The organism is Paenibacillus anseongensis (assembly GCF_009757995.1).
Lineage (GTDB): Bacteria > Bacillota > Bacilli > Paenibacillales > NBRC-103111 > Paenibacillus_E > Paenibacillus_E chondroitinus.
The window spans coordinates 738,104-763,773 of record NZ_WSEM01000008.1 but is presented as its reverse complement, the minus strand read 5'-3'; the positions used below and the strand labels follow the sequence as shown (position 1 = coordinate 763,773).

Here is a 25,670-nt window from a genome sequence, read left to right as displayed (position 1 = left end):
CTCTTTTATTTGTTTACCCGTTTCTACGGGCAAAATCAAGCATGAACTCTGCTAAAGCTTGGCAGGCTTCGAGAGGGACAGCGTTGTAGGCGGAGGCGCGCAGACCGCCAACGCTGCGGTGTCCAGCCAAGCCCTCAAAGCCAAGGTTCTCGGATTCCGCGATGAAACGGCGTTCAAGCTCACTATTAGCCATACGCCAAGTGATATTGATGGGGGAACGGTCTTTCGCGTCAATGATGCCTTGATAAAAGCCGCCGCTTGCATCGATGACCTCATAAAGGAGGTCGGCTTTTGCAAGATTATTGCGTTCTAATTGTTCCACGCCGCCTTGCTTTTGCGTCCATTTGAGCACCAAATTCGTCATATAAATAGCGTGGACAGGTGGCGTGTTGAACAGGGATTTGTTCTTGGCAAATGTGCTGTAGCGCATGATTTCCGGAATCTCGCCTGAAGCTTGCTCCAGCCAGCTTTCGCGGATCAAGACCACGGTGACACCCGCAGGTCCAAGGTTTTTTTGTGCGCCGGCATAGATCATGGAGAACTTCGTGAGATCCAACTTGCGGCTCAGGATTTCGCTGGTCATATCGCCAACGAGAGGGATGCTGCCGACTTCGGGTATCTTTGCATAACGCGATCCTTCAATGGTATTGTTCATCGTGATATGCACATAGGCAGCATCTGGGCTGAGATCCTGTGCTTCCCAGGCAGGAATGCTGCGATAACCTTGTTCTTTGGAGCTTGCTACGACATGGGTACGGCCAAGATACGTCGCTTCCTTATAGGCTTTTTCTGCAAAGCTGCCTGTTAAGGCGTAGCTAGCTGTTAGCTGGCGGCTTAAGAAATTCATCGGAAGAAGAGCGAATTGCGTGCTAGCCCCACCGCCCATGAAGAGCACTTCATATCCTTTGGGCAAATCCAGCAGGGAAAGCAGGAGGAGCTGCGTTTCGTGATTCAACTCCTCGACTGTCCGGCTTCTATGCGACATTTCCAGTAGAGAAATTCCTTTCCCCTCATAGTCGACAAATTGCTCCTGAGCTTCTTTCAGAACGCCTAAAGGCAGTGCGGCCGGACCTGGATTGAAATTGTACCTGCGTTTTGTTTGGTTCATGTGATTGCCTCCCGTAACCGTATTTTGGACAACAAAAAACGCTCCTCATCCGATTGGGACGAGGAGCGTTTGCTCGCGGTGCCACCCAATTTAAGAAACATGACGTGCATGTTTCTCCACTTGGTTCCGCGGTAACGGGCGGTGCCGGTTAACTTAGCATGACTTTACATCCAACAAGCATGCTTGGCGATAACGCCTCCGAGTTGGATTCTCATCATAGGCACGATCGAATATAGAAGTTGAATAAAAGTATATGCTTCTTGTTTGAAAAGGTCAATGCTTTATTTTACTGTTTTGTTATAAGCGGCTAGTTTCTCTGCGATGGTTTTTGAAGCTGCATCCAAGGCATCTTTTGGTGATTTTTTACCTGTAAGTGCTTCTTCGATAGCTGTTTCAACGAGTTGACGTGCTTCAGGGAATACACCCATGACCGCGCCTTGCGTTGCTTTGTTCGCTTTTGTGTTGTGCAGTTGGTCGATTGCGGTTTGGAATTGCGGGAATTTCGCTAAATTATCTTTTAGAATTTGCTCATCATAAGCTTTTTTCGTAATTGGGAAGTATCCTGTGTTCACGTTCCACCATGCTTGCGTTTGCGGATTCGTCAAGAATTTGATGAATTCCCATGCGCCTTTTTGCTCAGCCTCGGACTTGTTGTTCAAGATATAGAGACTTGCGCCCCCAACAACAACACCGCCGTCTTTGGCATCAGCTGGTTTAGGCATAACGCTTGTTCCAACTTGGAATTTGCCTTCTGCACCAGTAACAATACCACGTAAAGAAGCTGTAGAATCAAGTGTCATTGCAATTTGTCCAGCTAGGAAAGCTTTTTTCGTATCATCGGTTTTACGGCCAAGGTTCATAAGGGATTTGTTATCGACCATGTCCTTCCACCAAGTCAACGTTTTAACGCCTGCTTCATTGTTAAGAAGAGTTTCCGTAGCTGCGGCTGTACGACCGTTTCCGTTGTTCAAGAATTCAGCGCCTTGTCCAGCGAAAAACTGCTCCATGAACCAACCGTAAATCGCGAAGGATCCGCCGGCTTTACCGTCTTTGCTCAGCGCTTGCGCGGCTTTTGTTATTTCTTCATACGTTGTTGGCGGCTTCTCCGGATCTAGACCAGCGGCTTTGAACATATCTTTGTTGTAGTAAAGGATTGGGTTGGATGTGTTAAAAGGCATAGAATTCAATTTATCGTCAACTTTGTAGTAATTCAAAATGTTTTCTTCAAGTTGGGAAAGGTCGAATTTATCGGCATCAACGAATTTTTGAACCGGTGTAATCGCCTTGGAATCGATCATGAAACGCGAACCGATCTCGTAAACTTGAATGAGGGATGGGCCGCTTTTTGTATCCATGGAAGCTTTCATTTTGTTCAAGCTTTCATCGTAAGTCCCTTGGAAAACAGCTTCAACTTGCACATTTTTCTGGGAAGCATTGAAGTCTGCAACCAGTTTGTCAACAGCTTTGCCAAGTTCACCGCTCATGGAGTGCCACCAGATGACTTTGACCGGCTCTGCGGCTTTGGTTGGAGCTGCTGAAGCGGCAGTTGAACTTGCAGGTGCTGAACTGCTAGCTGGCGTTACTTCGGCTTTGCCGCATGCGCTAGTCAGCACCATCGTGAGTGCTGTCATTGCGAGAACGGAAGTTCTTATGTTTACGGATTTCATTGATTTGTTTCTCTCCCTTTTTTAACTATATTTTTATTTATGGAAACCTGACTCAGCGTACTAGCCGAGTAGATTGGCCAACAAGATTAACCTTTCACAGCCCCCGCGGTTAGTCCGCGTACGAGCTGCTTTAAACCAAGGATGAGCAAAATAAGCGATGGCAAGAGGACGATGGTGACACCTGCCAAAACGAGGTTCCACACAGTTAATTCTTCAAATTGCAGCATAGCGATGCCGATTTGTGCAGTTCGCATTGCTTCACTGTTCGTAATGAGCAGCGGCCATAGGTACATGTTCCACGCATTCAGGAAGGCGTAGACAGCTAATGTAGCAAGCGCAGGTCTTCCCAAAGGCAGCACGATTCGGAAAAAGATGCGAATGTGACCACATCCGTCGATACGCGCCGCTTCGAACAATTCTTTGGGCAGCTGCAGGAAAAATTGGCGCAGCAGGAAGGTGCCGAAAGCTGTTGCCAGGAAAGGAACCGTTAGGCCCTGCAGGCTATCGAGCCAATCCCATTTTTTGACCGTCAAATAATTCGGTATGATCGTGACTTCCCAAGGAATCATCATCGTCGCCATGAACAAGGAGAAGATGAAAGCTTTTCCTTTAAACCGGATATTGGCAAAGGCATAAGCTGCCATTGAGGAGGTCATCAGCTGCCCAATCATGATGATTAGTGAAACGATAAAGCTGTTTGTAATAAATTTGGCGATCGGAACAAGTTGAAAGACCGCTAGAATACTGCCCACATAGAAACCGCTTGGCAAGAAACGCGGCGGATAAGCAGAAGCTTCATCTGGCGTCATGAATGTAGCGGAAAATGTGTAAAAGATTGGATACAGCACAAGTGCGGCTGCAATCGCCAACAGAACATAAACGGCTGTTTTTTGTAAGGGACGGTTCATTGATAATGCACATTCCTTTCGAACACTTTGAATTGCACAAAGGTGAAAATCAGGATGATTGTGAACAGAACAAGGGCCTGCGCGCTTCCAGTTCCGAACCGGAAGTTAATGAAAGCATCTTGATACAAGTTATAAACGAGTACATCCGTCGAGTTGATCGGACCGCCTTTGGTCAGAATGTGAATCTGTCCGAAAGATTGGAAAGCGCCGATAATTGATACAATCGTGACGAAGAACACTGTCGGTGAAAGCAGGGGTAAAATGATTTGCACAAACGTTCGAATAGGCCCGGATCCGTCGATTTTTGCGCTATCGTAGATTTCATCGGGAATGCCCTGAAGTCCGCTAAACAGGACAATGTAATTAAAGCCAAGATTCATCCATACGGTCATCAAGGAGACGGAAAGCAGTGCCCACCGAGGATCCGTTAGCCAAGCCACAGGCTCTAAACCTACAAGCTGCAGCAGGTAGTTAAGCATGCCGACGCTAGGATGAAATAGCATCATCCAGATGACAGAGGATGTTCCCACAGACAGAACGACAGGCAGCGAGAAAATAAATTGGAAAAATCGCATCCCTTTTAGCTGATTGTGTGTGAGAGCTGCGAGCAGAAGCGCAAGGGCGATGCTGGTCGGTACCGTCAGAATGGTGAATAAACCTGTGACCTCCAAGCTTTTGTAGAACTTCTCCGACGTGAAGATAGCCGTAAAGTTGTCGAAGCCGACGAAGGAAGCCACCCTGCCTCTGGGATCGGTCTCATGCATGCTGAGATAAAAGGTTTGAATCAAAGGGTAGAACAGAAACACACCGAAAAGCAGCAATGAAGGAAATAAGAAAATATAACCAAGCAGCGTCTCTGCCCACTTCGAGAAGAACATAGAACGACGGGGGAGTTCAGCACGTGTTGTTATTTTTTTTGGAACATTTGTTAAGGTTAAATCCTGGTCCAGCGTACTCATGCATTGACCTCCATAAAGATTATTAGGCTAGTTCGATCTCTATTAGGTTAACGCCCTGTTATTTGACCAATGTTAAATAGGTTTAAATGATTTGTTAATTTCATGCCTATGTTTACATAATATTTACGAAGATTTACTGGGCAAAAGCGGAGCTGCTCTACTATAATTTGAGGGTAAGCAGTTAATGAGGTTAGGAGAGTGTTACGTATAATGAACAAACAACCACTTGTAATAGGCCATAGAGGAGCAGCCGGGGATGCACCGGAGAATACGTTAAGATCTTTCGCTTTAGCTTTTGAGCAAGGGGCGGAAGGCATTGAATTGGATGTCCACCTGACGAAAGACGGCGAAATTGTCGTTTGTCATGACGGTACACTGGATCGCACGACGAATGGTTCTGGCCTAATTTGCGAAAAAAACTGGGATGAAATCAAAGAGCTGGATGCCGGTTCATGGTTTTCCGAAGATTTCATTGGGGAAAGAGTGCCGTTACTACGAGAGGTTTTTGAGCTTGTGCCACGTGGTTTCCTCATCAATGTGGAAGTGAAGCATGCGTATGAAGGACGAATGGAGAAGGCGCTGATCGCCTTTTTGCGTGAAAGCGGCAGGATGGAAGACGTTGTTATTTCCTCCTTCGACCACAAAGTGATTAAGCGGATCAAGTTGGCCGAGCCTGAAGTGAAAGTTGGACTGCTGTATGGCGCCAACCTGATTGACCATGCGGCTTATGCCCAGCTAATCGGGGTTGAGGTACACTCTCTGCACCCTCAACATCATCATTTTGAAAAAGAAGATGGGGTATCGGTGGCAGAAGCAGGATTAGCCACGTATCCATGGACAGTGAACGTTGAAAGGGATTTTCAGAAGATGATCGATGCTGGTGTTACGGGCATTATTACGGATTTTCCAAGGAAGCTTAATGCTTTATTAAAAGGCGAATAAGCGGTAGGCGCACGGACGTGCAGATGGATGTTCTATCACACCTTTTACGAGTATGGTAGAATATGGGTATCTCGGTTTGGAAGGGGAATCGTATGAACGCAAACATCTTATCTCAAATAGCACAAATTTCTGTCAATGTTGTTGATATGGAAAGAGCTATTACTTTTTATCGCGACACCTTGGGCATGAAATTTATGTTTCAAACTGGGCAAATGGCTTTTTTTGATTGCAATGGCATTCGTTTGATGCTCAGCCTTCCTGAGAAACCTGAATTCAGTCATCCAGGATCGGTCATCTATTATAAGGTGGAAGACATGAGGCAGGTGTATGAAGCATTCATCGAGCGAGGGGTTACCTTTATCAGCGAACCACATGTCGTTGCAAAAATGGAACATTTGAATATTTGGATGGCGTTCTTCCGGGACACCGAGGGGAATACACTAGCATTAACGAGTGAAGTTTCGAATTAAATAAGTCGCTAAAGGGACCGCTGCATATGGATGCTGTGGTCCTTTTTTAATAAGCTTTATGTGGGGGAGGGGGGGCAACAAAAGGTCGCTGCAGTACGATCCATCAGGTGATTGGCGAGTAGTACTAGGTAAAGTTAGTACTATCAGAATCGCAGCAAATGCATACAATGGGATTATGACCTGGTATTAAGAGAAGCCCAATAAATCAATGGATGCTTAATACGTTGTACCAAGGTTTTCTCAGATTTGCCATGCGAACGCTTAGGAGGAGTCACCATGATCAAATGGTTGTTTATTGTACTGTTAAAGCTTCTGCTTCCAATCTTGCGCCCTGTTCTACTAGCTAGTTTTCGCGTAAAAGTGAAGGGGATGCAGCGGCTTGATTTGACAGATAAAACAGTGCTCATACCTAACCATGTCTCATTGTTGGATGCTGTTCTGCTAGCGTTGATTCTGCCCGAAGAAGTGGCCTTTGTCGTGAATACACGAATGGCCAAACGTTTTGCTTGGCCGCTCCATTTCCGTATGCATATTCCAGTAGATCCACTCAACCCTTACTCCGTACGGAAAATGCTAAAAACGGTGCAGAGCGGTACGCCGCTTGTCATTTTTCCGGAGGGGCGCATATCGACCACAGGCAGCATGATGAAGTTGTACGGCGGCATTGGCTATATTGCGTCAAGATCCCAGGCTCACATGGTGCCGATTGCGATTAACGGACTGGAGCATTCCAAATTATCGTATCTTCGTGGCAAAATGAAGCAGATTTGGTTCCCGGCTGTAACCATCACGATTGGAGAGTCTTTTCAAGTGCCTGTGAATGAAAAGCTGACGAGAAGAGTTCAGAAGGAACGGGCAACAGAGTTCATCGGCAGCCGAATGCAGAGTCATTTGGTGGACAGTCGGATGAAACCGGAGCTTAATTTATTCAATGAAATGCTCATAGCAGCCAAGCAGCATGGCTTTTCCAAAATCATTTGTGAAGACATCCTATCAGATACGTCGATAAGTTACCGCAAACTGCTATTAAGCACCTATACGATGGCGGAGCGTTTGAAGGAGCTGCTTGGTAACCAGAAGCGAACAGCTGTCCTATTGCCGAATGCGGCGGCGCATGTCGTGACTTTATTTTCCTTATTCCGCTTAGGCATTACACCGGCGATTCTGAATTATACCGCAGGAAAACACGCCATGCTGGATGCTTGTGAAACCGTTTCGGCGAAGACGATTGTTACGTCTCGGGCTTTTATCGAGAAGGCGGGGTTATCCGATTTTATCAACAGTGCCAGTGAAATTTACTCGATTATCTATCTTGAAGAAGTTAGAGAGAGTATCACTTTTCAACATAAATGGGTAGGAATTCGTAATCTCTTGATGAAAGTGCAAGGTCCAGTCGGGGATGGGGAGAATGAGGTTGTTCTCTTCACATCCGGGAGTGAAAGCAAACCGAAGGGAGTTGTGCTGACGCACCGCAATATTTTTGCTAATCTTCAGCAGGCCAAAGCTGTGATTGCTTTCAATGCAGCGGATATCCTTCTTGGGGCGATGCCCATGTTTCATTCTTTCGGCTTAACAGCCGGGACGATGCTGCCGGTACTTTCAGGCATGAAAGTGGTCATGTACCCCAATCCACTGCATTATAAAGTTATTCCAGAGATAGTGTACGATCGCAATATTACCATTTTATTCGGTACGTCAACGTTTCTATCGGCTTACGCGAGAACGGCACATGCTTATGATTTTGCCTATGCGTTGAAATATGTCGTGGCTGGCGCCGAGAAGCTGAAAGAGGAAGTCCGTCAAACCTGGATCGATAAATTCGGCATTCGGATTATGGAAGGTTACGGCACCACGGAGACAGCGCCTGTCATTTCGCTTAATACACCTATGCATGTTAAAAAAGGAACCGTAGGCCGTGTGCTGCCAGGTATTCAGGTTCGAATCGAGAAAGTGGATGGCATCGAGCTTGGCGGCAATTTGCTTGTCAAAGGTCCTAATGTGATGAAAGGATATTTGATTCATGGACAGGGCTTTGTCCCTTGCCCGGAATGGTACAACTGCGGCGATATTGTGCAAATCGATGACGAAGGCTACTTGTCGATTCAGGGGAGGCTGCAGTCTTTTGCCAAGATTGGCGGGGAAAAAGTGTCGCTGCCTATGGTCGAAGAACTCGTGCTGCCAAGCTTATCGCATCAAGCCGTGTGCGCAGCCGTTGCTGTTCCGGATGCACGAAAAGGAGAGCGGATTGTGGTATACCACAATAGTCCGGACATGCAGCTGCAGTCTCTAAAAGAATGGATGAAACAGAAGGGGCATCCGGGGATTTATATGCCTTCGGAGCTGCGATATGTAGAGAAATTGCCGCTTTTGGGCAGTGGGAAAGTAGATTACGTAACCATTAAGCGAATTGCGCTAGAGGAGCATCATGCATCCTAAGGGAGAGAAATGATATGAAAATGAAACCGCTTCAGACGCTCAATTTGACCCAATTTCTTTCCGCTTTTGCCGATAATATGATTCTCTTCATTACGTTGGCGATTATTAAGATGAATGCTTTTCCTGACTATTACATCGGTGTTGTTCAAGCTTCTTTTCTAGTTGCCTTCGTCGTTTTGGCGCCTTTTGTCGGTGCGATAGCTGATAAGCACTCCAAATCCCGCGTACTTCTCGTTGGAAATGCCATCAAAAGCATCGGTATTATCGCGATGTTCCTTCATGTGGACCCGGCTGTCAGTTATGGGATCGTCGGCATCGGCGCCGCGGTGTATTCACCGGCCAAATACGGTATTTTGCCTGCGCTTACCCATTCCGATCATGAACTGCTTAGAGCTAATGCGCGCATGGAAGGTTATACAATCATGGCTATTTTGCTAGGATCTGTTTGCGGTGGTATTTTGGCGAAAATGTCGCTATCAGGTTCGATGATCGCCTGCCTAGCCCTGTATTTGTTATCTTTGCAACTGACGCTGCAAATGCCGAAGATGCAAGGCGATAGAACGATCCGGTATGGCAAGGCAGCGAGAACGTTCGTTTCCGACATGAGTTTCTTGTTAAAAGACCGGGCTACCCGTTTCTCCCTCGTCGGCACGGGCTCGTTCTGGATGACGTCCTCGGTCGTCCGGTTGGCGATCATCGCTTGGGTGCCTGCTCATCTCGGTATCCAGTCCGTCGATCAAATTTCTATGCTTGTCGCTGTAACCGGCGTAGGAATCATGATTGGGGCGCTGATGACACCGAAGCTGGTCCCGGCAAGGCGTTATTATAATTCATTTATATTTGGCATTCTCATGATCATCTGCATCTTGCTATTCCCGCTAATCACCAATTTGTATCTAACAATAGGGCTGCTTCTACTTGTAGGCTTCAGCGGCGGGGTGTTTATTGTACCTATGAATGCCGTGCTGCAAGATAGAGGTCAAGGAATGATAGGCTCAGGGAAAACGATAGCGGTTCAAAACTTCCTGGAAAATGCGATGATGCTTGCCGGAGTCGGTCTCTATACGCAAATTTCGAAGGATGGGCTGTCACCGGACCTGTCGATTACGGGGATTGCATGTATCCTTGCCGGTTTTGTCGTGTATTTGATTGTTCAGCGTGAGCGGTTGAAACTTTCCGTTTAGAAATTAACGGTGATCGAGGACAGTTCCAATCGTAGGGTAACCGAAAAATCCTGGATAAGAAAGTTGGCGAGCTCTTTGGCTTCGCCAGCTTTTTTGCGTTATTTTAGCCACATAGGGAATTTGGTTCTGCCCAGATAGGTTTCAATCTCCTTCCAGATGTTAGCTCCTCTGCCATCGACTGAAAACGGATTCACAATAAAGCCTATTGACTGCATGTGAAATATCCCCGATCCGCAGCTGAAATAGTAGTAAATTACTAGGATAAAAGTTCTATAAATATACGTTTTATGACGAATTTTGTCTTTACATAATGTTAACTTGTTTGTAAAATAAACCATAGGTAAATTAATCATTTATGTGTAAGGTAATCTGACATTGGTTAGAGGATTATCTGCATGTCGGGAGGAGAACAGGACTTTGAAATTCAACATGAGTTTGAATGTGAATCAACAAAAGAAGGCAAGAAATGTGAAAGTCAACCTGTCCGTCCTTCGCAACCTTAAACTGCGTTACAAGCTGCTCTTCATGAATGCTATTGCTATTTTGTTCCTGCTTATTGTAGGTATTACGGGTTATTACTTCATGGATAAGATGTCTAGTAATTCTACTAGAATGTACGAGGAAAGTCTGTTATCTGTGAAATGGATTAATCAGCTAAAAACGAACTTCAATGAAACCGAATCAAATTTGCTCGAAATGATGTTATCCGTAGATGTGAAATATAAAGGTAAGTTGAAGGCCAAACTTGATGAAAACAGCGCGATGAACCAGGAGCTTGTCACGAAGCTGTCAGGTATCCGGTTGACGGAAGAAGAGGCGGCTGCTTTCAAGGACTTTGAAGAATTGAATAAGAAGTATCGTGAAATCGTTACGATGACGATCGATCATGCCACCAAAAATAATCAAGTGGCTTACCAAGTTTATAATAATGAAGTGTCTCCGCATGGTGATAAAACGATTGTGGCACTCGATAAATTGGTGCAGCTTAAAGAGACCGCGGCTGAAAATTTCCAAAAAACGAGCAGCAACGACTCTAAAACCTCCCACTGGTTCATCATTCTTACGATTGTTATTGCTATTGTTATTATGACGGTGAACGCAATGGCATTAAATATGATTATTACGACTCCGATTCGTAGATTGCAGGAGCATATGGAGAAAGCCGCTGGCGGAGATCTGTCTGTCAAAGGAGATTATCCTTACGATGATGAAGTCGGTAAACTGACCGGTTCCTTTAATGAAATGACAGGAAGTTTACGCAGCTTGGTGTCCCAAATCGCTGATAATGCACTAACCCTTTCGGCAAGCTCTGAAGAGCTACTTGCAAGCTCGGAGCAAAGTTCGCAAGCTGCCAAACAGGTCGCGTCTTCGAGTCAGCAGCTTTCGGAGGATTTTGAGAAGCAGTTTGCGGGTGTGAATCAGGCGAATGAAGCTGTGCAGCAGATGCTTACGAGTACGAAGCTGATTGATGAATCAGCGCAAGAAGTAGCCAGACTTGTTGGACAGGCTACGGCTGCCGCGCAAAACGGTAAACGTTCTGTCGTATCGATCGCAGGCCAGATGGGCGAGATTTCGGAAGCCGTGCAAGAAGTGAATGGCGTCATTGAAGCCTTAGGGAAAAATGCTCACAAAATTGGCGAGATTGTCAATGTCATCAATGAAATTTCCACGCAAACCAATTTGCTCTCACTGAACGCGGCGATTGAAGCTGCGCGTGCGGGTGAAGCGGGCCGCGGGTTCGCGGTTGTTGCTGGCGAAGTGCGCAAGCTTGCGGAGCAATCTGCTGCATCAGCGCGCAACATTACGCATCTGGTCTCGACGATTCAGAGACAGATCAACCACGCCGTAAGCTCCATGCAAGATGGAGCGGGCAAAGTGCAGGCCGGCTTAACGATTTCCGGTGAGGCGCAAGAGTCGTTCATTCACATCGAAACTTCCGTTGACGAAGTCAACGCGAAGGTGGAGAGTGTGAATCAGAACATTCACCAGCTGGTGGATGCGAATGTCCGCATCGAGCAGGTGATGGGCATTGTCAGCAGCGTTTCGGAAACGGGCATCTCCGTCAGCCAGGAGACATCCGCTGCCAGCCAGCAGCAGATGTCCACGACCGAGGAGATCGAGAATTCCGCTAAGTCGCTGGCAGGACTAGCTGAGGAGCTGCAAATTTCGCTACAGAAATTTACGGTGTAGTTTTGGACCGCGGGCTTAGGCTCGCGGTTTTTATGTTACTTGGGGCGTGGATTACTGCGCCCGAGAAAGCCAAAAAAGCTGTCTCCGGAGGCGTAGCGGAGGAAAAGGAGATCGAGCCGTCTGAAAAGGCCGCCTCAGCAGTGCAAGGCAGTCGTCGGTGCGCCCACTGCGGTCGAGAGAGCTGAAAGGGCCGTCTCCGGAGGCGGAGCGGAGGAAAAGGCGATCGAGCCGTCTGAAAAGGCCTCCTCAGCAGTGCAAGGCAGTCGTCGGTGCTCCCACTGCGGTCGAGAGAGCTGAAAGGGCCGTCTCCGGAGGCGGAGCGGAGGAAAAGAAGATCGAGCCGTCTGAAAAGGCCGCCTCAGCAGTGCAAGGCAGTCGTCGGTGCGCCCACTGCGCCCGAGAGAGCTGAAAGGGCCGTCTCCGGAGGCGGAGCGGAGGAAAAGGAGATCGAGCCGTCCGAAAAGGCCGCCTCAGCAGTGCAAGGCAGTCGTCGGTGCGCCCACTGCGGTCAGAGAGCTGAAAGGGCTGTCTCCGGAGGCGGAGCGGAGGAAAAGGAGATCGAGCCGTCTGAAAAGGCCGCCTCAGCAGTGCAAGGCAGTCGTCGGTGCGCCCACTGCGGTCGAGAGAGCTGAAAGGGCCGTCTCCGGAGGCGGAGCGGAGGAAAAGGAGAACGAGCCGTCTGAAAAGGCCGCTTCAGCAGTGCAAGGCAGTCGTCGGTGCGCCCACTGCGGTCGAGAGAGCTGAAAGGGCTGTCTCCGGAGGCGGAGCGGAGGAAAAGGAGAACGAGCCGTCTGAAAAGGCCGCCTCAGCAGAAATTTTCGCTCCTGCAGGGTTTAGTGGTTGTTTTTCTCCCAAATTGCTTGTGCTTGTTCATGCAAATTGTAACCGCGAATACACTTTCGCCCACTGCCGGCAGGCTTAAGTAACGATTTATCTGTCATTGCTTTTAGTACTTGATAGGATTTACGTGAACCAACGTCCAGCAAAGCCGATACATCGTTTGGCTTTATAGCTCTGTCAATGTTGAGTGCAAAACGAATGACTTCCTTCTCCACGTAATTCAATTTCACATATGTTGAAGCATCGCGGCCCAGAAAGCGTCCCATGAATTGCTGCAGGATTTGTTCACACATGCGGGGGCGGTCTTTGACATCATCATAGGAAAAGTGGAGGATTTTCCAACCGTCTATGACGAGATGATTTTGGCGGATCCATTGGTCGGAGAATTGGTTGCGGCTCATTTGGGAGGCGTGAGGTCCGTATCCATCAATTTCGATGGCTAGCTTCAGGGAGTGCCGCATAAAAGTAAAGTCGAGAAAGCGAGTCCCATCCCGAAAGTCTTTCACCTCGTACTCAGGGTGCAAATCCGTGAAGCCGCCGAAGGCTGGCCATCAAACCTGCCGAAGAAATAATTGTTCAGCGTGGCCATGGCCCTCTTTGAGTCTGCGATGACGTTTTCCTTCCCTTTTAGCAAGATGCTTAGTAAGAAAATTCTCTAATGCAATGCGAAATTGCTCATCCATGTTAATACACTCCATTTCATATATGAATAAAATAAGCGGCCTCTCTGGATTCAGCAGTCCATGCTGGATCTAGAAAAGCGGCGTGTGCTTCACAACCGATTGAAATTATTTTCCCTTATAGCATAACTAGTTTACTGTGGATAGTCCTATTGACACGTTCATAACTTTCGTGTATATTTTATAGATTGATTGAAATGAACCATATAAACACTTTAGACCAAACCTCATTTACCCCCATACGGACGATTAGCGAGTAGAAAGTAACCCCCTCTCCTTGTTTGTTTTTCTCCCAATGACGCAGTAAATTCAGCTCATTTTATGGTAAACCCGAGGCAGTGTCATCGTGTTTCGGCAGCAGGTGTTTGTAAAGCAATTCGCACTGGCGCGGTCATTGGAGCCGCAAGGATGGAAGAGAGGTAGGGCTTTCATTGTTTTGATTCCAACACATGAAATTTGCATTTTCATAGAGATCAATATTCGCAATTCTATAGAAGAGCCTATCACACGTAGTGAGCAGCCTTCATCCATTGCGCTAATAGAACCGTTCTTGCCCTGATTACAGGGCGGGGGCGGTTTTTTCAATTGATAGGTTTGGGGTTCTGGGGTCTCTCCCTGTCCTGGGGAACTACAGGGCTCTATTTCATCGAAATAGACCTTTCTTCGAGTGCAGGGGAACTGTGGGCCACTATTTGTCCGTTTTCTTAATGAAACCGGGATGAGGCGGTCAAATAAAGCCCTGTAGTTCCGTTCGAACACGGAAACGGGCTGCATTTGCTAGAATAGTGGCCTGTAGTTCCTCAAGGGTATTTCGTTGACCAAATTAACGCTAGTATAAGGCTACCCCTTCTGCCAAGTGTCTCAGTACGCTGAAGTTTTAGCGAACGATTATACATGAAAGCATACAGGCATCCATGGATTCAACGCCTCCTATTCCGTTAAACTTTGAATAAATGAATGTTGGAGGAATGGCCATGCAAATGAAGTTGTTTAAATCGTTGTGGGGGATGGAAGGTTATACCTATAGAGAAGCGTTTGGCAAAATAGCGGCGGCGGGATATTCAGGTGTGGAAGCAGGAGTCCCGATGAAGGAACATCGCACAGAGTTTGCACAACTCTTGCAGGAGTATAACCTGGACTATATTGCACTTATTAGTACATCCGGCAATCATGAGGATTCGTTCAAGGCAAATCTCGAAGCTGCGGTATCACTGGACCCGACGTTAGTTATTTCCCATAGTGCCCGAGATAACATGAGTGAGGAGCGACAATTGCAATTTTTTAAGTCTGCCGTCGAAGCAGAGAAGCATTATGGCATTCCAGTCGGCCATGAAACACACCGGCATCGCGCCATGTTTACCCCATGGACAACGGCCAGGCTGCTCCAAGCTATTCCTGATTTGAAGATCACAGCGGATTTCAGCCACTGGTGCTGCGTTTGTGAATCGCTTTTAGAGGATCAACAGGAGAATTTGCAGATCGCCTTTGAGCGGACCATACATATCCATGCAAGGGTAGGCTACGCGCAGGGGCCACAAGTTCCCCATCCAGATGCACCTGAATATAAACGGGAACTAGAGACACATGAGCTGTGGTGGGAAAATATATGGAAGACTCGAATGAGTCGAGGTTGTGCAGTTACAACGATTACACCGGAATTCGGGCCTCCCGGTTACATGCATACGATGCCATTTTCGAACGAGCCAGTGTCTGACTTATGGGAGGTATGCCTTAAGATGGCAGACAGGCTTCGTAACAAATTTGCCTAAAATTTAATTGGTTTGTCAAAATAGCTATGGCTGCCGCGTGCAGCCATTTTTTATTGTTCCTTCGGTTATTCCCGGACAACTTCACGACGAACGAACTGGTGAAACGCCTTCCATTCCTTTACAATGAGAGCAACAAGATCAGTAGAGGATGGATGAAATGATTTGGAATATGAATTGGACATTTCTGCTGCTGGCTATCCTGTTTGAAACGATTGGCACGACGGCAATGAAGATGTCATCAGGTTTCACGAGGATTGGTCCAGCAGTTGTGATGGGAATTTGCTACATCATATGTTTCACGTTGTTTACACTGGCTTTGAAGCAGCTTGAGGTCTCTTTGGCCTATGCCATTTGGTCCGGGGTAGGGACGGCACTGATAACGATCATCGGCATTTGGTGGTTCAACGAGTCCATCTCCACGCTGAAGGTGATTTCCATTGTTCTCATCATTTTAGGCGTCATCGGGCTGCATATAAGTGGTGGAGACGAAGCCCAGACGCAATCGCAAGCGAAAGCGCAGTCCAGCAAGCAACAAGAGCAATCCGCGGCTACATTAAATAAGGAGTGATACGGATGAGCGAGCATCGATTTGATTTGAAAGCAGAGTGGACCGGCGGGTTGGACGGCACAGGCAGCATTCGCGCGGGGAATCTGGACGCACCAATTTCAGTACCAAGCCAGTTAGATGGACCTGGCATCGGCACGAATCCGGAAGAGCTCCTGCTCGGAGCAGCCGCAACCTGTTATCTCATAACGCTCGGCATGCTGGTAAAGCGGCAGGGCATTACCTCTCTTGAGCTGAAATCGGAGATTTATGTTGAGAATACGCCGGCCATGAAGGTGAATAGGATCATACACCGGCCATACATTTCAGTACCCGCTCATACTCTTCCGGATCAGTTGGATAAAATAAGCAGAGCAGCCTATCGGGCCGAGCAGGCCTGTATGATCAGTAAAGCGCTAAAAGGCAATGTGGAAGTGACGGTGGAACCCGAAATTCGATCCGAACTGGACTAGAGGATTTTATCCCTCCTCCATCCGAACCTATCCCTAGGTGACGCAAAGACGGGTCAATTATAATAATAAAAAGCAATGAAGGGCACCAGCATACAGGATGGTGCCTGATTCGGGTTAGAAGGGGTCTGCCAAACGTCGATGAATTTGAACAAAAAGGTGTTTATCGGATTTTTATTTTTTATTATTATCCCTTTGTTCGTACTGGGCACGGCCGTCTATACCGTATCCCAACAACTCATTGAGAAGAAATACGGTGACTTGACCGAGGTTACGCTGCAAGCGATTTCCCGTAACATTTATTACATGTTCAAGGAAGCGAATTATTTCTCAGACTTCTGGATGGTCAAAGACAGCATTCAGGGCATTTACCGGACAATCGATGAGGTCAGGCCGAATGAAGAAGCTCCGTCGTCGTATGATTTGAATACGTTCGATACGCTGCTGCGTGGCTCGATTTTGACGTATTCGCCGATTCAGTCAGTCGTCATTTACAACAATGCCGGTAAGTCCTTCAGCGCAGGGAGAACAAGCGGGAATGCGCTGCCATGGAAAACGTTGTCGAGCAGCACGGCTTTTGAACAGATCAAGGAACTGAATGGCAGTCCCATGTGGATTGGCCCCTCTGAATATAAGGAGCTGGGCGCAGGTCGCGGGGAGTTTTATCAGGCTAGGATGGTTAAAGATTTCTGGACAATGGACAATCTCGGCTACATGCTGTTGAAATTTAAATTTAATGAGCTGGATCAAATTTTTAAATCTTTTAATACGAATGAAGACAGCTCTAAGCGTTACTTGCTCGTGAATAAAAGCGGACTTATTTTCTATGACAATAAGCAGCATTTGGAAGGCGCCAATGTGCTTCAGCTGCTGCAAGGCAAGCTGGATCTGCAGCAAAGCAACCGGAGTTTTCAAGCTAATTTTCAAAATGAAAAAAGTCTTGTTTCTCTTTATCATTTAAATATTAATCAAATGGGCGTGCAGGATTGGAGCGTCGTATCGATAACGTCTTGGAAGTACGTGGCGGGCGAAATCGAAACGATTATGAAGCTGGTCGCCGGGATTACGTTTGTGTGCCTATTTTTTGCTCTGGTCTATAATTTAGTGTTCGTTCGCCGAATTGTGCAGTTAATTCTCCGGATGCTGGGCTCCATGAAAAAAGTAGAGCGCGGCGATCTGACGACGCGTATGGAGGAAAGCGGTAAGGATGAAACTACGGCGCTGGCTAGAGGCTTTAATAGTCTCGTAGAGAGGGTCGAGGACCTTCTGGACGAAGTCAAACGTCAGCAGGACCGCAAAAACAAAGCGGAACTCATGCTGCTGCAGGCGCAAATCAAGCCGCATTTTCTTTTTAATACGCTGGAATCCATCAATGTGCTTGCGATCCAAAACCAAGGGAAGAAAGTCAGTCAAATGGTGTATCGGCTTGGCAATTTGCTGCGGATCGGTATGGAGAACAGGGAAGAGATTTCGCTTAAACAAGAGTTGGATCATCTCAAAAGTTACCTCGAAATTCAGGAATTCCGCTTCGAAGACCAATTCCGTTATGAAATTGAATCGGACCCGGAGATATTGGATTACAGCATTTTGAAGCTTACGCTCCAACCACTGGTAGAAAACGCGCTGCAGCATGGTTTTGAACCTATTGATTATATGGGGGTAATCGCGATCAAAGTCCTTGATGAAGGGGACAGGATCGGGCTCTATGTCTCGGATAACGGGATCGGCATCTCCAATGACAAGTTAGCGAAATTTCATTATAAAACAGAGCTGGAGACGCCTTTTCACGAAATTTTAGATGCGAATGTCAATGAAGAGCGAAGAGGTCTGGGCGTCAGCAATGTAGCCGACCGCATACGCATCCAGTACGGCCTGCATTATGGCATCTTTATTTGCAGTTTGGAAGGGCACGGGACGACGATGAAGATTGTCATTCCCAAAACAAAGGAGGCGAGCCTGTGAGACTAAAAGCGATTTTGGCGGATGATGAGCCTAACATTTTACGTAATTTGCAGGCGGTCATTCCGTGGGCAGAGTTGGAAATTGATATTGTAGGAACGGCCAAGAACGGGGTAGATGCCCTGGAACTATCCCGCTTGCATGAACCGGATTTGGTGATGAGCGATATTCGGATGCCTTTGATGGATGGGATTACCTTTGTCCAAAAACTCCGTGAAATCAACGAAGCTTGCAAAGTGCTGATGGTGACGGGTTATCAGGATTTTGAGTATGCGCGCTCGCTAATGCGGGTTGGCGTTAGTGATTACATGTTAAAGCCGATCAACTATGAAGAGTTGGAAAACTGTATTCGTAAGCTAGCGAATGAAATCAGGGAAAACAAGGCGATTAAGCAGCAGGAGCAGCAAAAGTGGGGTAAAATGAAAAATTTGGCCTATGAGAAAATTCTCCAGGATGTCCTCATGAACTATACGGAAATTTCAACGTACACGCTGCTTCCGATCGATAATATGGATTTGGAAACGATGACGTATTCGTTCATGATGATCGATGTGGATGATTACTCGCAAAAGTCGCTGCCTTGGTCAGAGCAAGAACGAAAGCTGTGGAATTTCGCCGTCCGTAATGTGATGCAAGATTCACTAGCCAATTTCAAAGCGGAATTTTCCGTGCTGCAGATGCGTGAAGGCGAATGGTGCCTGCTTATTCAATGGGACACTAGAGGGGGCGAGGACAACGGAGTCCAAGCCGAGGAAACGCAAATGCAGTCTAATTTGCATGAAGTAGCGCTGAAGCTGCAAAAAGATGTCCGCGAATCCGTCAAACTGGGCATTAGCATAGGTTTTTATCCTAGTGCTGTAGGTCTGCGATTGCTCTCTGACACGTATCGGAAGCTGCAGCGGTTCATGCAGTTAAACCTGAATAAGCAGGAGTCTGTGCTGCTCTATAGGGAGTCCAAAGAGCAGGCGGACGCCAACAGCTCCTTATGGTACTTGGTTGAAGAGATTGTAACAGGACTCAAACAGTTGAATCGAATCAAAACGGAGGACGCTCTAAGTAGGCTGAAATTGTTGCTGGAGGGGCTGCCGAACAGTTCTTTCGCCAGAGCGTATCAAATGCTGCACTTCCTGATCCTGCATGTGCTTCGCGAATTGCGCGAGATGAACTCGCTTGATGTGCAGGAAGAAGAGCAGGTTTGGCGCCAACTGGATACAAGTGAGAGCATACAACACCTGCTTCAAGTGATGGTACAGCTCGCCGCCATCGGGCTGGAAGGGACGAATAAGAAGAAAAACAGCGAACTTCTAATGACAGCTGCGAAAGAGTATATTCGAACTCATTACTCGAATGATTTCGGAATTGAAGATATTGCGAGCTCCCTCGGCATCTCTTCGAGTTATTTCAGCTTATTGTTCAAGCAGCAATTCGGGGAAACTTTCGTTGAATATGTAACCAAACACCGGATGGAGCTGGCGAAATCGATGCTGCTGCATAGCGACAAAAGCATTACGGATATCGGAAGGTCCGTCGGTTATACGGAGCGTCGTTATTTTACGAAAGTGTTCCAGAAGTTTACCGGTGAAATTCCTTCGGAGTATCGGGAGAAACGCATGGAGCCGAAGTAGAGGATTTTGCCCCTATATAAGGAATTTATCGGTCTTTAGGAGGAGCAGCCATTATTTTATACTTAACATGCAAGCCTAAGGGAGATCAAGGAAGATGAAAATTAGAACGTTGTTCCCGGTAACAGGGGTTGTGGCCGTATCGTTCATCCTGTCCGCTTGCAGCAGCTTAAACCTGAACAGCCCAAACTCCGAAGCACCCTCCCCAGGGGCAAAAGGTGAACCAATCCTGCTGACCATTCGTCACACGCAGGTGAAAGATACGCAGAAGAAGCGTTTGGCGATGCTTCAAGAGGTTGTGAAGTCCACGGAGGCGAAGGTGCCCGGCCTTTCAATTACATTGGATGGCGTAGAGGACAAAGTGAATCGCTTCGAAAAGCTTAGAGCCGAGATGGCTGCCGGGAATCCACCCGAGATCTTCGACTTATTCGGCGGGACGGATACGAAAGATTATGTGAAAGCGAACAGGCTGCTAGATCTGACGCCCATCTTGAGTGAACTGGGGTTAACGGACAAGTTCTACAGCTTTGAAGAGTTTACAGTCGACGGTAAAATATACGGCATCCCGATGGCCGGATATGTCGAGGGCTTGTATTATAATAAAAAGATTTTATCAGAGCATCAAATCAAACCGCCTCAAACCTGGAATGAGCTGCTTGACGCTGCAGCCAAGCTGAAAGCTCAGAAGATAACGCCATTCGCGCTGGCAGCCAAAGACTCGTGGGTCATCAACATGATGTGCAACACCATGTGGGTGCGCACAGCTGGGCGCGACTCCGTCGAAGGCTTTCTGGATGGGAGCAAGCACTGGACAGATCCGGATGTCGTGGATGCATTTCAGAAATACGATCTCCTCGTGAAAAAAGGGTACTTCCAAGAGGGCAGTTTAGCACTTTCATATGCCGAGCAGCAAAACAAATTCAGCAGCGGAGAAGCGGCATTCATGTTTGACGGCAGTTGGGCCAATACGCCGCTGCTTGACCCGGAGAAATCTGCCATTGCGAAGGATGTAGGCTTCATGAGCTTCCCGGATATGGGCGGCCCTGGAGACGGCTTCATTAACGGCGGGTGGTCAAACGCGTATGGTTTCTCGAAGAAAGTGACGCCGGCGCAGCTTGATGCGATAAAGGAATTCATCAGGCAGATGTACAATGAGCCGATGCAAAAAAGGCAGCTGGTCGAGGAAGGCATGCCGCCTGCCATGAAGCTGCAGGATACGAGCAATGTGAATCCGCTGATTACGCAAATTTTGGATGTGTTTGCGACCAGCAAAGGGGCATTCCCTGCTTTCGACTCGCGCATTCAAACCAAGGTTCGTGAGAAGTTGGAACGCGGTATGCAGGAATTAGTCGGCGGCAGAACAGATCCGGTCACGCTGATGACAGAAATACAGAAGCAGCAGGATGCTTCAAATAAGGAAGAAACTCATACGAATTAGTAGGATGAACCATGAACAAAGTAGGAAGAAACCCATTGGCATACGCCATTTTTACAGTACCTACACTGCTTTTTCTAGTGATTTTTTTCTATTCCCCCATGCTGATGTCGTTGCGCTACGGATTTACGGCATGGAACGGAATCCTACCAGCCAAGTGGACCGGTCTGGACAACTTCACCCAAGCGTTTCAGGATAAATATTTCTGGATTGCCGTGCGAAACAACTTGTATTTTATTGCTTTTTCGATTGGTGTACAGATCCCGTTCATTGTTTGTTTAGCTCTCGTGTTGAGCAAAATTCGGCGTTGGACGGGATTTTATAAAACCATGATTTTCCTCCCTACCATTCTATCGACGGCTGTTGTCGGCGTATTGTGGGGATTCATTTATCATCCTGAAGCGGGACTCTTGAATCAATTGCTGGAAGCTGCAGGCCTAGGGGCTTGGAAGCATACTTGGTTGGCTGATGAATCGACAGCGATGATTTCTGTGCTCGTCACTAACGCCTGGCAGTGGGTTGGCTTCTATGTGATTCTCGTTTTGTCAGCCATTTATGCCATCCCGGTAACCATCCTCGAGGCAGCCGAAATGGACGGCGCATCAAGCTCTCGTCAAGCTTGGTCGATCACGCTGCCGCTCCTGCGTCCTGTGATTATTGTGATGATCCTGCTTTCGATTACCGGTGCGATGAAAGCGCTTGATATCGTCTTTGTGATGACAGGAGGGAACCCCTACGGAATAACGGAAGTGATGGCAACTTATATGTATAAAAAGGCGTACCGAATCGGCGAATACGGCTATGCGAATGCCATTGCTCTGCTCATTTTACTATTCACAGGTGTGCTGACTTCCGTCTTTGGCTGGTTGACGGCCAAGCAAGAGGAGGCGCGGTTTTGAAAACTCAGCGAAAAGCAAATTCCCTACGCAGTGCCATCAAGCACGCCATACTTATGGTCTACATAGTTATCATCCTGTTCCCTCTGGCCTGGGTACTCAATTCTTCTTTTAAAACGAATAAAGAAATCATCGCATTTCCTTGGTCTTTCCCTCATGAGTGGCTGCTGTCCAATTATGGGAACGCGTGGACAGGCGCGCATGTCTCGCACTATTTTACGAACAGTCTCGTGGTTTCCAGTATTTCGGCTGTGATGACGCTGATCCTCGGTACAAGCACCTCCTTTGCCTTGATACGCATGAAATTTCCGAGACTGAGCAAGGTCATTAATCGAGTTCTGATGGTAGCATTACTGGTGCCTGCCGGCTCTTTGCTTGTCCCTCTATATATGCTGCTGAGAAGCTTTCATCTATACAATACGCCTCTTGCTTTAATTATGCCTTACATTACTATTGGATTGCCGCCCACGGTTTTTATGATTAGCGGGTTTTTCAAATCCTTTCCAAGTGAGCTTGAGGAAGCGGGTACAATGGATGGGTTATCCATCTATGGACTGCTTTGGCGCGTCATTGTTCCAATTACCGTACCTCCGCTTATTCCAGTATTTATGCTCAATTTCCTTAGCAATTGGAACGAGTTTATGATGGCGAATCTGTTTCTCACAAAAGAAAAGTTTCGAACGCTACCTGTGAGCATGGTGGCCTTCTATGACCAGTTGAATATGAACTATGGTTCACTTTGCGCAGCCATCATGTTCAGTCTGATTCCTGTCGTGCTGATGTATTTCCTTATGCAGAAACGAATTATTGCATGCATTAAAGCTTAACCACTTATTCAAGGAGCGTGTCCATAATGTCGTCCATATCCAGCAACGCGCATAAACCATTAACTTTACGCCAAAAAATTGGTCAACTGTTTATTTGCGGCTTTGATGCCATTGAGCCAAATCCAGCGATTACGCAGCTAATTGAAGAGTATGGGCTTGGCGGCGTTATTTATTTTCGGAGGAATGTAAAAGATGCGCATCAATTGGCTCATTTGTCTGCAAAATTGCAAGAAATAAGCCATCACAGCGGGGGACAACCCCTGTTTATCGCGGTGGATCAAGAGGGCGGCATGGTGTCTCGAATCGAAAAAGGGGCGACTTTGCTGCCGGGGAATATGGCGCTCGGGGCTGCTTTTGCGCCTGCAGGGGTGTATGCAAGCTCCAAAATCATGGGCAAAGAGCTGCGTCAGATGGGCGTGAACATGAACTTTGCGCCATGTCTGGATATTAACAATAATCCCTTGAATCCGGTTATCGGGGTGCGCTCCTACGGGGAAACCGCGGCCATCGTCGGCGATATGGGAACGCATGCTGTCAAAGGGCTGCAGGACATGGGCGTTATCGCCACGGTCAAACATTTTCCGGGGCATGGCGATACTTCAGAGGACTCGCATCATGATCTGCCGGTTGTTCCGCACAGCATGGAGAGGCTTATGGAGCTTGAGCTTGCTCCTTTTATCAAAGCCATTGAAGGCGGCGTAGACGCCATTATGACTGCGCATGTCGTGTTCGCGGCTTTGGAACAAAACGGTGTGCCCTCAACGTTATCGTATCGGATTTTAACCGAGCTGCTGCGGGAAGAACTTAATTTCAAAGGGCTTATCGTTACGGACTGTTTGGAAATGAAAGCGATATCCGAAGGGATCGGAGTAGCTGAAGGCGCGGTTCGTGCCATCGAGGCTGGATCGGATCTCATACTGGTCAGTCATACACTGGAACGCCAAGTTTCCGCGATGGAGGCCGTCATTGCAGCCGTTGAAAGCGGGCGAATTCCGGAGTCTCGAATCGATGCGTCAGTCCTGCGAGTAATGACCCACAAATATAAACGAGAGATCCAATTTGAAAAGCTGGCGCCAATTCCTGAAGGGCCTATTTCAACGCCGGAGCATCAGCTTTTGGCTAAGGAGCTCAGCCGCAAAAGCATTACGCTAGTGAAGGACGAAGTCGGTATGCTGCTGGATATGAATGAGTCGCCGCTCGTGATTTGGACGGAAGTGCAGACGGGCACCGAGATTGATGAGGTTGTTGAGCGGCAGGGAACGCTGGGACGTGCACTGGCTGAGCTTACGGGGAGTGATATCCAAGAGGTATACTTGGGAATATATCCTTCCGAGTCGGAGATTACAGCAACCTTGCAAGCTGCCGAAGGCAAAAAGCAGGTGGTTATGGTCACTTATAATGCCACTTTTTCGCCAGGACAGACTCAGTTGGTAAAGGCTCTTGCGGCGATTGAAGATTTGCATCTTATCGTAGCTGCAGGAAGGAACCCTTATGATTTGCTTGAGTTTCCTGAAGTGAAGACGTATTTCGCCTGTTATGAGAATCGTCCGCTGGCGATGGTGTCTCTGGCAAATGTGCTGCTGGGGCATGAGAAGCCGGTTGGGCGGTTGCCTGTTACGTTGTCGGAACAATATGCGATTGGATGGAGGTTGGAGGTATGAGTGGGGGTGAGGAACGGATGGAGGAATTAAAAACACAAGACGTGTCCCTGCGGGAGTACTACGTTGGGGTTGACTTGGGCGGCACGAAGATGTTGGCCGCGCTCATTAGCGGCGATGGCAACATCATCGCCAAGGAAGAGATTCCCACCCTGGCGCAGCAGGGAGAGGCGGCTGTGCTCGATCGGCTCGGCAGCCTGATCGAGGGGCTGCTCGCGACCGCGCCCGGCGGTCGCGGCGTTCTCCGCGGCATTGGCGTCGCCACCGCGGGCACGCTTGATACGGCGAACGGTGTCGTCACGTTCGCCACCAATCTCGGCTGGCGCGACGTGGCCGTCGCCGCCGTGCTCACTGACCGCTTCGGCTGCGCGGTCAGGCTGGAGAACGACGCCACCGCAGCGGCGGTCGGCGAATGGTTGGCCGGCGCGGGCGAGGGCGCGCCGGACTGTGTGTTTGTGACGATCTCCACGGGGATCGGCGGGGGCATCATTTCCGGCGGGCGCTTGATCGCCGGAACGAATCATAACGCAGGGGAGCTTGGCCACATTTCCATTGATGGAAATGGGCCTCTCTGCCCCTGCGGGAATGTGGGGTGCCTGGAGCTGTATGCGTCAGGCACTGCCATTGGCCGCCGCGGCGCCGACTACGTGCGCCGGGCTGGCGAGGGCGCAGCGGGCGCCCTCGTGCGGCTCGCGGGAGGCGACCCGAACCGCGTGGATGCGCGGTTGGTCGCGGCCGCAGCCGCGGAAGGGGATGCCGCCGCCAGCGGCATCCTGCGCGAAGCGGGCCGAGCCCTCGGCATCGGGCTCGTGAGCATTCTCCACCTGCTGAATCCGCAGGTGGTCATTCTTGGCGGCGGCGCCTCGCATATCGGCGAGCCGCTGTTAGGACCGATGCGCGAGATCGTCGAGGAGCGCTGCTTGCCTTCAATTCGCGGACCGGTCCGGTTCGCGGCATCTGCGCTCGGGTCCTCCGCAGGCGCTGTTGGGGCCGCGCTGCTCATGTCTCAGTCACGCTGAGGCATCCAGGTTTGTGACTGGTCATATGACATATGTCACTAGACGATAGGAACCTTTTTTCGTTAAAGTAGAAAAGGTTTATGAAAC

General features: G+C 48.3%; 20 protein-coding genes. 15 read left to right on the top strand and 5 right to left on the bottom strand.

Translation table 11 applies throughout. From position 1 onward, the window contains the following. Positions 1–13: 13 nt before the first annotated feature. The 4 genes from serC to GON05_RS10990 form a co-directional block, all read right to left on the bottom strand. A complete protein-coding gene (gene serC / locus GON05_RS11005) occupies positions 14–1,108 on the bottom strand; it encodes a 3-phosphoserine/phosphohydroxythreonine transaminase (RefSeq protein ID WP_157319171.1) in 1,095 nt (364 codons plus the stop codon). Positions 1,109–1,389: 281 nt separating this feature from the next. Further along, entirely contained in the window at positions 1,390–2,775 is a 1,386-nt protein-coding gene (locus GON05_RS11000) for an ABC transporter substrate-binding protein (protein WP_157319170.1), read from the bottom strand. Between the two features lie 86 nt (positions 2,776–2,861). Next, positions 2,862–3,683 (bottom strand): carbohydrate ABC transporter permease, encoded by an 822-nt coding sequence (locus GON05_RS10995; RefSeq protein WP_157319169.1) that lies wholly within the window; start codon positions 3,681–3,683, stop codon positions 2,862–2,864. After that, complete coding sequence (locus GON05_RS10990; RefSeq protein ID WP_397369577.1) at positions 3,680–4,561, bottom strand: carbohydrate ABC transporter permease; 882 nt, start codon at positions 4,559–4,561, stop codon at positions 3,680–3,682. The genes GON05_RS10995 and GON05_RS10990 overlap by 4 nt, the downstream gene beginning before the upstream one ends. A 291-nt stretch (positions 4,562–4,852) precedes the next feature. On the opposite strand from GON05_RS10990, the gene GON05_RS10985 reads away from it, so the two are divergent. The 5 genes from GON05_RS10985 (at position 4,853) to GON05_RS10965 (ending at position 11,864) form a co-directional block, all read left to right on the top strand. Continuing rightward, positions 4,853–5,584, top strand: coding sequence for a glycerophosphodiester phosphodiesterase (locus tag GON05_RS10985; protein ID WP_157319167.1), 732 nt, complete (start codon positions 4,853–4,855; stop codon positions 5,582–5,584). A 92-nt stretch (positions 5,585–5,676) separates the two neighbouring features. Further along, entirely contained in the window at positions 5,677–6,054 is a 378-nt protein-coding gene (locus GON05_RS10980; RefSeq protein ID WP_157319166.1) for a VOC family protein, read from the top strand. Between the two features lie 276 nt (positions 6,055–6,330). Then, positions 6,331–8,490: an AMP-binding protein gene (locus GON05_RS10975; protein ID WP_157319165.1), complete on the top strand. Its 2,160-nt coding sequence runs from the start codon at positions 6,331–6,333 to the stop codon at positions 8,488–8,490. 14 nt (positions 8,491–8,504) lie between these two features. Beyond that, positions 8,505–9,674, top strand: coding sequence for a lysophospholipid transporter LplT (gene lplT / locus GON05_RS10970; RefSeq protein WP_157319164.1), 1,170 nt, complete (start codon positions 8,505–8,507; stop codon positions 9,672–9,674). Between the two features lie 417 nt (positions 9,675–10,091). Further along, on the top strand, positions 10,092–11,864 hold the full coding sequence (locus GON05_RS10965) for a methyl-accepting chemotaxis protein (RefSeq protein WP_157319163.1): 1,773 nt from the start codon (positions 10,092–10,094) through the stop codon (positions 11,862–11,864). A gap of 833 nt (positions 11,865–12,697) precedes the next feature. On the opposite strand, the gene GON05_RS10960 is transcribed toward GON05_RS10965, so the two are convergent. Then, the gene (locus GON05_RS10960) at positions 12,698–13,105 is read right to left on the bottom strand and encodes a hypothetical protein (RefSeq protein ID WP_221435219.1); all 408 of its coding nucleotides are present in this window, start codon (positions 13,103–13,105) and stop codon (positions 12,698–12,700) included. Positions 13,106–14,358: 1,253 nt separating this feature from the next. On the opposite strand from GON05_RS10960, the gene GON05_RS10955 reads away from it, so the two are divergent. From GON05_RS10955 to GON05_RS10910, 10 genes are all read left to right on the top strand, one after another. Then, positions 14,359–15,153: a sugar phosphate isomerase/epimerase family protein gene (locus tag GON05_RS10955; protein WP_157319161.1), complete on the top strand. Its 795-nt coding sequence runs from the start codon at positions 14,359–14,361 to the stop codon at positions 15,151–15,153. Between the two features lie 169 nt (positions 15,154–15,322). Further along, the gene (locus GON05_RS10950; RefSeq protein ID WP_157319160.1) at positions 15,323–15,721 is read left to right on the top strand and encodes a DMT family transporter; all 399 of its coding nucleotides are present in this window, start codon (positions 15,323–15,325) and stop codon (positions 15,719–15,721) included. A gap of 5 nt (positions 15,722–15,726) precedes the next feature. Then, positions 15,727–16,170 (top strand): OsmC family protein, encoded by a 444-nt coding sequence (locus GON05_RS10945; protein ID WP_157319159.1) that lies wholly within the window; start codon positions 15,727–15,729, stop codon positions 16,168–16,170. Positions 16,171–16,308: 138 nt separating this feature from the next. Further along, the gene (locus GON05_RS10940; RefSeq protein ID WP_157319158.1) at positions 16,309–18,129 is read left to right on the top strand and encodes a sensor histidine kinase; all 1,821 of its coding nucleotides are present in this window, start codon (positions 16,309–16,311) and stop codon (positions 18,127–18,129) included. Further along, entirely contained in the window at positions 18,126–19,751 is a 1,626-nt protein-coding gene (locus GON05_RS10935; protein WP_181646259.1) for a response regulator, read from the top strand. The genes GON05_RS10940 and GON05_RS10935 overlap by 4 nt, the downstream gene beginning before the upstream one ends. Positions 19,752–19,845: 94 nt before the next feature. After that, on the top strand, positions 19,846–21,186 hold the full coding sequence (locus GON05_RS10930; protein ID WP_157319156.1) for an extracellular solute-binding protein: 1,341 nt from the start codon (positions 19,846–19,848) through the stop codon (positions 21,184–21,186). 35 nt (positions 21,187–21,221) lie between these two features. After that, on the top strand, positions 21,222–22,082 hold the full coding sequence (locus tag GON05_RS10925; protein WP_338114042.1) for a carbohydrate ABC transporter permease: 861 nt from the start codon (positions 21,222–21,224) through the stop codon (positions 22,080–22,082). Continuing rightward, positions 22,079–22,906, top strand: a complete 828-nt coding sequence (locus GON05_RS10920) for a carbohydrate ABC transporter permease (protein WP_246238975.1) — start codon at positions 22,079–22,081, stop codon at positions 22,904–22,906. Before GON05_RS10925 ends, GON05_RS10920 begins: the two co-directional genes overlap by 4 nt. A gap of 26 nt (positions 22,907–22,932) precedes the next feature. After that, complete coding sequence (gene nagZ, locus GON05_RS10915; protein WP_157319154.1) at positions 22,933–24,567, top strand: beta-N-acetylhexosaminidase; 1,635 nt, start codon at positions 22,933–22,935, stop codon at positions 24,565–24,567. Between the two features lie 17 nt (positions 24,568–24,584). After that, positions 24,585–25,583: an ROK family protein gene (locus GON05_RS10910; protein WP_157319153.1), complete on the top strand. Its 999-nt coding sequence runs from the start codon at positions 24,585–24,587 to the stop codon at positions 25,581–25,583. Positions 25,584–25,670: the final 87 nt, after the last annotated feature.